Origin of the sequence: Gelidibacter gilvus (assembly GCF_004115975.1) — a bacterium.
GTDB lineage: Bacteria > Bacteroidota > Bacteroidia > Flavobacteriales > Flavobacteriaceae > Gelidibacter > Gelidibacter gilvus.
The window spans coordinates 82,321-93,975 of record NZ_SDDZ01000014.1 but is presented as its reverse complement, the minus strand read 5'-3'; the positions used below and the strand labels follow the sequence as shown (position 1 = coordinate 93,975).

Here is an 11,655-nt window from a genome sequence, read left to right as displayed (position 1 = left end):
CTTGTGGACCCTGTGCTCCATCGGCACCATTATTTCCATCAGCACCTGCTGGGCCTTGTGGACCTGTTGCTCCTTGAGGACCTTGATCTCCTGTATCACCTTTCGGACCTTGTGCTCCAGCTGGACCCTGTGGACCTGCTGGGCCTTGAATACCTTGTGGACCCTCAGGACCTATTGGACCTGTAGCACCATCGGCACCGTCATTTCCATCAGCACCTGCTGGGCCTTGTGGACCTGCTGGACCTGCAGCACCATCGGCACCGTCATTTCCATCAGCACCTGCTGGGCCTTGTGGACCTGCTGGACCTGCAGCACCATCGGCACCATCATTTCCATCAGCACCTACTGGGCCTTGTGGACCTGCTGGACCTGCAGCACCATCGGCACCGTCATTTCCATCAGCACCTGCTGGGCCTTGTGGACCTGCTGGACCTGCAGCACCATCGGCACCGTCATTTCCATCAGCACCTGCTGGGCCTTGTGGACCTGCTGGACCTGCAGCACCATCGGCACCATCATTTCCATCAGCACCTACTGGGCCTTGTGGACCTGCTGGACCTGCAGCACCATCGGCACCGTCATTTCCATCAGCACCTGCTGGGCCTTGTGGACCTGCTGGACCTGCAGTACCATCGGCACCGTCATTTCCATCAGCACCTGCTGGGCCTTGTGGACCTGCTGGACCTGCAGCACCTGTAGGGCCTTGAGCAGCGATTCCCGTGTCAACGCCACCAATTTCCCAGTTACCATTTCCTCCGATTACGGGAGTTTCTCCATCTACTCCCTTAGATATAACGACACTATTTGTACCATCAGTAATTGTGACTGTATCATCGCCATTATCTGTTACGGTAACAGAAGCACCAGTGGCACCTATCTCACCTTGTGGACCAGTTAAGTTTGGTGAAGTATAAGTTGAATTGTCAGTATAAGTAATTGTAAATATTCCACTTCCGTTATCAGTAATAGAAGCAATGCCTATGCCGTCTTCACCTTGGATTCCTTGTGGTCCAGTAGCAGCAATTCCTGTATCAACACCACCGATTTCCCAGTTACCGTTTGTTCCGATTACTGGCGTATCACCAGCATCACCTCTATCTCCTTGAACTCCTTGAATTCCTTGATCTCCTTGTGGTCCAGTAGCAGCGATTCCTGTGTCAACGCCACCAATTTCCCAATTGCCATTTGTTCCGATTACTGGCGTATTACCAGCATCACCTTTTTCTCCTTGAACACCTTGAACACCTTGAACACCTTGAACACCTTGATCTCCTTGTGGTCCCATAGCAGCGATTCCTGTGTCAACACCACCAATTTCCCAGTTACCGTTTGTTCCGATTACTGGAGTGTCTCCATTCTGTCCATCCGCTCCATCTTGTCCATCAGCACCGTCTTGCCCATCAACACCTGTTGCAGCGACTCCTGTATCAACACCACCGATTTCCCAGTTACCGTTTGTTCCGATTACTGGCGTATCTCCATCCTCACCATCAACTCCCTTAGATATCGTTACACTATTTGTACCATCACTAATTGTGACTGTATCGTCACCATTATCTGTTACGGTTACAGAGACACCATGAGCACCATCATCACCTTTTTCTCCTTTTAAGGAAGCAATAAAATCTGCTTCGTCTCCAGTATTTCCTAAATCCAACCACTCTTGATAAGCAGATGTTCCATCATCACCTTTTGGACCTGTTAGATCTGAGGATGTGAAACTTCCACCATCGGTATAATTAACTGTAAATGTTCCGTTAGAATTATCGACTATTGATAAAATACCATTTCCTGCAACGCCGGTAGCGCCAATCAACGAATCCAAGAAACCTTGTTCAGAACCTATATTTCCAGCGGCAATCCACTGATCATAAGCAGAGGCGCCATCAGCACCATCAGCACCATTAGTGCCATTAGTTCCATCGTCGCCATCAGTTCCGTCAACACCATTAGTTCCGTCTTGACCAGCAGCACCAATCAATGAATCCAAGAAGTCTTGTAAAGAACCTGTATTGCCAGCTGCGATCCACACTTCGTATGAAGAAGCTCCATTAATACCGTCAGCTCCCTTAGATATAATGACATCATTTGCGCCATCACTAACCGTTACAGTGCCGTCACCATTATCAGTTACAGTAACAGAAATACCATCATCACCTTTGTCTCCTTTTAAAGAATCTAAAAAGTCTTGAATAGAGCCTGTATTGCCATCGGCTATCCACTCATCATAAGCAGAAGCTCCACCAGCTCCTTTTAAAGAAGCAATAAAATCCGCTTCGTCTCCAATGTTTCCTAAATCTAACCATTCTTGATAAGCAGATTTTCCGTCAGCACCTTGCGGACCTCTTAGGTCTGAAGTTGTAAAGCTTCCACCGTTAGTATAATCAATTGTATAGGTTCCATCGCCATTATCAACAATAGATAAAATTCCATTTCCGTCATCCCCGATTAATGAGTCCAAGAAATCTTGTTCTGATCCTGTATTGCCAGCAGCAGTCCACGAATCGAAAGCAGAAGCACCGTCTACGCCATCAACTCCATCGATACCGTCAGCACCATCATTTCCATCGTCACCTTGATCGCCTTTTAAAGAATCAATAAAATCCTGTTCTGTTCCGGTGTTTCCTAAGTCTAACCAAACTTGGTAAGCAGAATCTCCATCGTCACCTTTTGGACCATTGGCTAAGTTAATAACGGTTTCAACATTATTTTCATCCGTAAAGGTCATTGTCCCGTCACCGTTATCCACTAGTGTGGTCAAGGTTTCAAGATTTTTTATATCAATAACTGTAGTAATTCCAGCTTCATCCGTAAATGTGAATGTGCCATCGATATTTTCGACTACGGTTGTAAGTGTCTCTAAATTCTTAACAATCTGCGTGAAATCCAATTGAGTGACCAAACCGTTTTCATCCGTATAATCAATATGTAAATTGTCTGCATTGAGAGCAATAGTAGTTAGCGTTTCAAGATTGCTTACATTTATTATAGTTTCAACCCCAGCTTCATCCGTAAAAGTGAATGTGCCATCGGCGTTAGTCACAATAGTAGTTAAGGTCTCTAAGTTTTTAACAATCTGCGAGAAATCCAATTGAGTGACCACACCGTTTTCATCCGTATAATCAATATGGATATTGTCTGCATTGAGAGCAATAGTAGTTAGCGTTTCAAGATTACTTACATTTATTATAGTTTCAACCCCAGCTTCATCTGTAAAAGTGAATGTGCCATCGGCGTTAGTCACAATAGTTGTTAAGGTCTCTAAGTTTTTAACAATCTGCGTGAAGTCCAATTGGGTGACCACACCATTTTCATCCGTATAATCGATGTGGATATTGTCTGCATTGAGAGCTATAGTAGTTAGCGTTTCTAGATTGTTTACATTTATTATAGTTTCAACCCCAGCTTCATCCGTAAAAGTGAATGTGCCATCGATATTTTCAACTACGGTTGTAAGCGTCTCTAAATTCTTAACAATCTGTGTAAAATCCAATTGAGTAATCACACCATTTTCATCCGTATAATCGATGTGGATATTGTCTGGATTGAGAGCGATAGACGTTAGCGTTTCAAGACTGCTCACATTTATTATCGTTTCAACCCCAGCTTCATCTGTAAACGTAAACGTACCATCGGCGTTAGCCACAATAGTTGTTAAGGTCTCTAAGTTTTTAACAATTTGCGTCAAATCCAATTGCGTAGTGACGTTATTTTCATCCGTATAATCGATGTGGATATTGTCTGCATTGAGAGCGATAGACGTTAACGTTTCAAGACTGCTCACATTTATTATCGTTTCAACCCCAGCTTCATCTGTAAAAGTGAATGTGCCATCGGCGTTAGTCACAATAGTTGTTAAGGTCTCTAAATTTTTAACAATCTGGGTCATATCCAATTGAGTAACCACGCCTTTTTCATCCGTATAATCAATGTTTGCATTGTCCGGATTGAGAGCGATAGAAGTTAAGGTCTCTAGACTGCTGATGTCTACTATGGTTGCAACTCCGGATTCATCTGTGAAAGTGAACGTGCCATCAGCGTTAGCTACTATGGTCGTTAGGGTTTCAAAATTCTTAATGACGTTTTCAAGATCAATACTAGCCAAGTCTCCATTTTCGTCAACATAATCCAGCGTATGGCCATCGGCGTTCAGCTTAAGAGACGTTAATGTCTGAAAATCGGATGGATTAATGACTTGCACATCGCCATTCTGGTCGATATAAGTAAACTGATTATTAGCAAAATCCCATAAAACAATATGTTCTGGCAGATCACTTTCCGTTGTCAATCTATTCCAACTGCCTTGATACCAATAGTAGTATCCAGGAGTGAGGGTCGCATTGGTATTGGTATTGTAAACCAATAGACTTTCCAAGTTTCCAGCACTAATGGTAGCTTGGTCAGTATTGCCAGTTAAGGGTACCTGCGGTATCAAAACACCTCGATTGGAGGATTTTATTTCCAATTGCGTGGAAGGATTTGGCATATCTGTGCCTATTCCCACCTGAGCAAAAAGGGAAGTACCTGTAATTAAGATAAGTAACAGTAATAGTTTTTTCATAGTGGTTGGTTATTGTGATGGAAATTTTGAAACTGTATTTATATAAACGTGTATTCTTTATGGATAAAAATTTAAGCTATCTACTCCGTGTGGTTCATTTTCCTTATAGGTTAACCCTGAAACACGCATCGATGAAGTGCTGATATCATCGACAAGCAACGCAAATATAATATTTATTCTGAAATAAACACGATAAAAGGTAAATATTATCGTTAATCTGTAAAAGTGGATTTTATTTTCAATCTGAACAATAGAACGCTAATTTCGTCGTTGGGAATCACAAACATAATATTTATTTTAATATTAACATCTTTTTAAGACAAATCATCAGTCTAATACTTAAACTTCATATCTGCTATTAAGTGATTAATTTTGTAAGAAATCTTAATGCCGCCGCGGTCTTAAAATTATAGGATTAAGTTTCAAATTGAAGGATTACGAACATTCTGTGATTTTGTTGAGTCAATATCGTCAGGTTTCAACATAAGAATTACACCAGTTTTTCAACCCTCTGAAATTTACACTAAAAAGCCATCCGATAATCGGTCAGCATCTCTTTATAGGTCACTCTATATTATTTTTGAAAGAAATACTATCGCCGCAATCCTTCTAGGAATCGAATGGAAATAACTTTGTCATTCTGATACAATTCCTGAGGAGATTAACTTAATACTGTTGTTAACCCCGAAAACTCGGAAGGAATTATTTGGATAGCATTCGAGAGAACAGGACTCAATGCGCTTAGCCTTTTGAGTTTTGCCTGCCTGTCGGCAGAGAGGGGTTTAGATCCCGCTAAAGAGCGGGATGAGTTCAACCTGCATATTCCAATGCGAATTTGGCTTTTGGAATATGGATTTAGATCCCGCTAAAGAGCGGGATTAGTTCAACCAGCATATCCCAATGCGCCTCCGGCTTTTGGAATATGGGTTTAGATCCCGCTAAAGAGCGGGATTAGTTCAACCAGCATATTCCAATGCGAATTTGGCTTTTGGAATATGGATTTAGATCCCGCTAAAGAGCGGGATTAGTTCAACCAGCATATTCCAATGCGCCTCCGGCTTTTGGAATATGGGTTTCACTAAAAAAAAAGAGAACCCACCATTGGTGCGTTCTCTTTATCTATTTTCTGTACTGTTTTTAATATTTATAATCCTGGCGTGCGCTTTTTTAAACGCTTATCTTCGAACACCTTACGTTCGTAAAATTTGTCATCATCATAGACATCGTCATTCGATCGTCTTTGACTCAATTCCAGGTTTTCATCGATCAACACATCGTCATCGATACTACGTCTGGATGAATCATATGATTCTGTCGAGCCATAAGTTGTATTTTTATCCAAGTCATGATGGTACTTTCTAATTTCATCACGGATAATTTCACGAAGTCGATTTTCATCTTTAAATACATTTAAACCTGTACCATCGGCATTTTCTTTGTGCCTACGTTGATAGGAGCCCAAAACTTGGTTTTCATAACTTCTATTGATGTCCGCACCCTTTTGGTACCTCTTGGTTTCTGCAAATGTGCGATGGTCAATGATATCTGTGTAAACATAATTTGAATCTTCATTCAAGTCGACCAATCCAATAGGAATAATGATATGGTTCTCCCCATCCTTATTCACAAACTCCCTGACTTCTATTTGATTTGGTCTTCCGTAGGGATCATATTTGGCATCTATAATGCTTTTGTCCACTTCAACATCAAGGTAAACCACGCGTTGAGCATCTTTATTTACTAAAAGATCATCCACTTTACCAATGACCCGGTTGTCTATATCCTTTACATCCCACCCTCTAACATCAGGATAGCCATCTGAAATTTTATAATCAGAAAGTTCATTTATATAATAGAGGTGTTTATTTTGTTCTGCCATAATATTCTTATTTTAATTGTTCATTGCCTTTAAGACATCACGACTTTTTTGTAAAAACTCTGTGATGTTCGCTTGTTGTTTATCCATACTGATAGAGCCATCCATTTTTGAGGTCACTTGTTTTAAATCGGCGATTTGAGATTGCAGTTCCGGATAACTCTTAACTTGAATATCTTCCAGTACTTTTGCAACCTTATCACTCGCTGTTTTAAAGTTTTTAGCCGACTCCGAACTACTTAGCGGACTGGAAACCTTGGTGATCAGCATCGAGAAATCCTGCAAATCAGTTAAGGCTTGAGAATTTTCTACGTTATTTTCTTCAGCTTTTTTAGCAACCGCCTTGGACAAATTGTAGTAGGCCTTTTTAGTATACGATGAATCTAGTGCAATACGCGTAGAATCTCTAATTGAGCCTTCATAAGCGGCATACTGATCGTAGGAACTACCCACTTGATAATCCCTTCTTGTGCCCACTGTGTCCAATGGTCTGCTCTCACTTTCCATGACCTGCTCGTTGGTAGTATCATCATCAAAGTCATCCGTTAAATTATCACGGTCTGGATTCTCATAAATGAAATAAGCAATAATGCCTAAGATGACCAGGATTGCTAGAATCCAAGGCCAAACGGGTTTTTTCTTTTCAATTTTTATCTCTGCCATAATTTTGTTTTTAAGTTAATTGGAGTTTATATGTAACCACCTCATGGTGTGTTATTCAAGTTACCATTACCCTATCGAGTAGCTATGCTCATTCAATAAAAGTTTTGACCCGAAAAGCTTATTTTATATATAGTTTAAATCTTAGACGCCAGTTTCCTAGAATGTGCAAAATTCTAAAAAGGTGATCTCATGAAAACTTTTATCGTCTCAAGTCATTGTCCTTCGACCATTCCTTATAGCGTTTGTATTGGGCGTCGTTTAAAATATCCTTTAAAATTTTATCTTCCTCTTTAATTTTTGCATTGGCAGATAGCAATTTAAAAGCATCAGCCTTATCAGATTCTTTCCAATTTTGTAAGGCATTTTCATACTTCTGAATTTGATCTTCCGTCATATCAAAAGTTGCATACAAGTTTTCCTTTCGTTTCGGATTGTCCAAATTCCAATTCTCGCTTAAGCTATCGGTAACTTTATCGGTGCCGATGGAATTTTCATCCATTGCATCAAAATTGCCCGTGTTTTTATAATTGGTGGTATTGGTTATATCTTTATTTTCAGGAACGGTCCTTCCTGTGGTACTGTGATCTGGAGAATTATTTTTACCAAAATCACAGGACATTAGTAACGTCAAAAATAAGATGACGGTTAATTTGTTATGATTTTTCATGAGATCTGTTTTATGGTTCAACGTGAAATTACACCTAAGAAACGATGTTCTTTTTCTCAATTGCAAAAAAAGTTATCTGTAAAAGAATTTTTGGAGGATAGAGGATAGAAAAGAAAGAGAAGAGAGAATATATAATAGAGGATGGACAGTTGAGAAGTTTAATAAGAACAAAATGAGATTATAATGAACTCACCTGAAAAGTAAATTGAAAATATCGCTAATAAAATAATTGATTTTTTATATTTGCAGCGCTAAAGTTCTTTTGGATTTAGTTTTGGAAACCAAACAAAACACAGAAAATCGGGCAATTGCCTGACATTCATATCCATTGATTACTATTTAATGCGCACGTGGCGGAATTGGTAGACGTGCCAGCTTGAGGGGCTGGTGACCATTAGGTCGTGGAAGTTCGAGTCTTCTCGTGCGCACAATGCATCATCCATTAATTTATAATGGAATTAGTTTCGATATCTATATAAAGGATAGCGAATATCACTCTGTAAAGTGACCTTATAAACGGATTCCCATTTCTCAGTCCATTCTTTCATATTTCACCAATTAAATGCATTCCTTCTCCACCATATCATAAATTAGCTTAATTTTGTTTTATATTTTTGAAAAAAGGATGAACAACATTAAGACGATCTTCAGCATTAAGGATCTAGAAAACCTGACTGGAATAAAAGCGCATACCATCCGTATTTGGGAAAAACGTTATGAATTACTCGAACCCGAACGCACCGATACCAATATTAGATTCTACAATTTAGGCCATCTACAGAAATTACTGAACATTAGCTTTCTAAACAATAATGGACTTAAGATTTCAAAGATTGCGTCCTTAAAGACTTCAGAAATACATGACCAAGTGCGCGAATTGGCTAGTAAAGGCCATGTAAAAAATCACGCCATAAACACTTTAAAATTGGCGATGTTGGATTTTGACCAAGATCTCTTTTACGAAACTTATAACGGACTCAATAAAAACAAAACATTTAGAGACATTTGCTATGACGTCTTTATACCTTTTCTATCAGAAATAGGCATGCTGTGGCAAACAGATACGATCACCCCGGCGCATGAACATTTTATATCGTCGCTCATCAAACAAAAAATATTGGTCAATACCGAGCTGTTACAATCCCAAATCAAAATAAACCACAACAATGCCTTCGTTCTTTTCCTTCCAGATAATGAAATCCATGAGATAGGTCTTATGTTTATCAATTATGAACTTGTGGCGAAAGGTCAACGTTCCATATTTCTAGGCTCCAGTGTTCCCATAATAAGTTTGACAGATGTGTTGGCTTATTATGAACAGGTGACCTTTATTTCCTATTTTACGGTCAGACCTTCAAAAGATGAACTCTCTAGCTATCTTGAAGATTTCAACTCACAACTTCTATCGGGAAAAAGTCACGAATTGTGGGTTCTTGGATATATGACGCAATTCATTGATACTAAGAACCTACCGGAAAAAATTAAAACATTTAATACAATAGACAGTTTAATTGCAACGATTTAATGCTTTAGAATTGTTTTTTGTTTAACTTTTATTTACTTTTGTTAAACAATGAGATTAGATATAGCTATTATAGGTTCCGGGTTCTCTGCATTATCTGCAGCGTGCTATCTTGCAAAAGATGGTCATGACGTTACCATTTTTGAAAAAAACAAGACTATCGGCGGTAGGGCAAGACAACTTAAAAAAGAGGGGTTTACTTTTGATATTGGTCCCACTTGGTATTGGATGCCTGACGTATTTGAACGCTTTTTTGCCGATTTTGGAAAACAGCCCTCAGATTATTATCTATTGGAGAAACTAAATCCTGCCTACAGCGTTTATTTTGGAAAAGATGACTTCATTACCATTGAAGACACTTTGGAAAAAATTTGTAAAACCTTCGAAAAAGAAGAACCAGGAAGTTCTCAAAAACTAAAAAAATTCATTGCCAACGCCCAACATAATTATGATGTGGCCATAAAGGATCTCGTTTACAGACCCGGCGTCTCTCCATTTGAGTTGATGACTCCTGTGACCATAAAAAAATTAGATCAATTTTTCAGCACCATAAAAAAAGATGTTCGCAAAGAATTTAAAAACGACCGTCTGGCAAAAATCTTAGAATTTCCTGTATTGTTTCTCGGTGCCAAACCTGATAACACGCCATCCTTTTATAGTTTTATGAATTATGCCGATTTTGGAATTGGTACTTTTCATCCAAAAAAAGGCATGTATGAAGTTATTTTGGCCATGGAGAAACTCGCCAAAAGCCTGGGTGTAAACATTAAAACCGAAACCTCAGTCGATAAAATTCTCATCACTGATGGTAAAGCAACTGGAATCGTTTCCAAAGGAGACACCTATACTTGTGATATTGTATTGAGTGGCGCAGATTACCACCATTCAGAAACCTTATTGGATAAAAAATACCGTCAGTATTCCGAAGCGTATTGGGAAAAGAAGGTTTTCGCTCCATCTTCCCTCCTTTTTTATGTGGCCTTTGACAAGAAGTTAAAAAACGTCAACCATCATACCTTGTTCTTTGATGTTGATTTTGAGGTCCATGCCAAAGAGATTTATGACACCCCAAAATGGCCGGAAAACCCGTTGTTCTATGCCAGCTTTCCATCTTTAACCGATAAAAGCGTGGCGCCCGTAGGTCAGGAAGCGGGAATATTTTTAATTCCGCTCGCACCCGGTTTAGAGGATACTGAAGAACTAAGAACCCTATATTTCGATAAAATAATTCAACGTTTTGAAAATTTAACTTCACAAAACGTGAAAAATAATATTATATTTAAGGAGTCCTTTTGCGTTAAGGACTTTATAGAAGATTATAATTCTTACAAAGGCAACGCATATGGAATGGCAAACACGCTCATGCAAACGGCCTTTTTAAGACCAAAATTAAAGAGTAAAAAAGTAAACAACCTATATTTCACGGGCCAGCTTACGGTTCCCGGTCCTGGAGTACCGCCCTCCTTGATCTCCGGAAAACTGGTTGCAGAACTTATAAAAAAACATCATACCCTCAAAGCTCATGAAAGCGCTATTTGACATCGTTTCACATCAATGCAGTAAGGCAGTTACAAACTCTTACAGCACGTCATTTTCTTTGGCAACCAAAATGTTGGCGCAAAGTATAAGACAGGATATTTACAATATCTATGGTTTTGTGCGATTTGCAGATGAGATTGTCGATTCTTTTCATGACTATGATAAAGATGCCCTTTTCAATCGTTTTGAAGAAGACCTAGAACTCGCGCTTCAGCATAAAATCAGTTTAAATCCGATTTTGAATGCCTTTCAGGAAACCTATCACAAATACGATATTGACAAACATTTGGTGGTTTCCTTTATGAAAAGCATGCGGCTGGATTTACATAAATGTGATTACTTGACGGAAGCCGATTACAAAATGTATATTTATGGCTCTGCTGATGTGGTTGGACTGATGTGTCTAAAGGTTTTTGTAAAAGGTGACCGAGAAAAGTACGAACATTTGAAGGAAAGCGCCATGAGTTTAGGTTCTGCATTTCAAAAAGTGAATTTTCTTAGGGATTTAAAAGCCGATTACGAAGATCTGAGCAGAACCTATTTTCCCAACACCAATTTGAATCACTTGGATGAAAAATCAAAGCAACGCATTATTGAAGATATCGAAACTGATTTTGCTTTGGGATTTCAAGGGATAAAAGAACTCCCAATTGAGGCAAAATTCGGCGTCTTCATGGCCTATCGCTATTATTACCAACTCCTCAAAAAGTTAAAAATCACACCGGCATTGGACATTAAGTCAACACGTATACGCGTGCCCAATTACAAAAAATTCGAACTTTTGACTCGGAGTTACGTCAAATATCAACTCAATTTAATGTAAGTTT

General features: G+C 39.3%; 7 protein-coding genes and 1 tRNA gene. 4 read left to right on the top strand and 4 right to left on the bottom strand.

The features are described 5' to 3' along the window. From ESZ48_RS19620 to ESZ48_RS16665, 4 genes are all read right to left on the bottom strand, one after another. On the bottom strand, positions 1-4,561 hold a 4,561-nt coding region (locus ESZ48_RS19620), incomplete at its 3' end, for a collagen-like domain-containing protein (RefSeq protein WP_223266489.1). A 1,144-nt stretch (positions 4,562-5,705) separates the two neighbouring features. Further along, entirely contained in the window at positions 5,706-6,440 is a 735-nt protein-coding gene (locus ESZ48_RS16675; protein WP_129018637.1) for a PRC-barrel domain-containing protein, read from the bottom strand. 12 nt (positions 6,441-6,452) lie between these two features. Beyond that, positions 6,453-7,100: a hypothetical protein gene (locus ESZ48_RS16670; RefSeq protein WP_129018636.1), complete on the bottom strand. Its 648-nt coding sequence runs from the start codon at positions 7,098-7,100 to the stop codon at positions 6,453-6,455. Positions 7,101-7,299: 199 nt separating this feature from the next. Next, complete coding sequence (locus tag ESZ48_RS16665) at positions 7,300-7,767, bottom strand: hypothetical protein (RefSeq protein ID WP_129018635.1); 468 nt, start codon at positions 7,765-7,767, stop codon at positions 7,300-7,302. A gap of 344 nt (positions 7,768-8,111) precedes the next feature. On the opposite strand from ESZ48_RS16665, the gene ESZ48_RS16660 reads away from it, so the two are divergent. From ESZ48_RS16660 to ESZ48_RS16645, 4 genes are all read left to right on the top strand, one after another. Further along, positions 8,112-8,195: transfer RNA gene (locus tag ESZ48_RS16660), tRNA-Leu, on the top strand. Positions 8,196-8,392: 197 nt separating this feature from the next. Further along, positions 8,393-9,292, top strand: coding sequence for a MerR family transcriptional regulator (locus ESZ48_RS16655; RefSeq protein ID WP_129018634.1), 900 nt, complete (start codon positions 8,393-8,395; stop codon positions 9,290-9,292). Positions 9,293-9,340: 48 nt separating this feature from the next. Continuing rightward, positions 9,341-10,828 (top strand): phytoene desaturase family protein, encoded by a 1,488-nt coding sequence (locus tag ESZ48_RS16650; RefSeq protein WP_129018633.1) that lies wholly within the window; start codon positions 9,341-9,343, stop codon positions 10,826-10,828. Further along, entirely contained in the window at positions 10,812-11,651 is an 840-nt protein-coding gene (locus ESZ48_RS16645) for a phytoene/squalene synthase family protein (RefSeq protein WP_129018632.1), read from the top strand. The genes ESZ48_RS16650 and ESZ48_RS16645 overlap by 17 nt, the downstream gene beginning before the upstream one ends. Positions 11,652-11,655 lie beyond the last annotated feature (4 nt).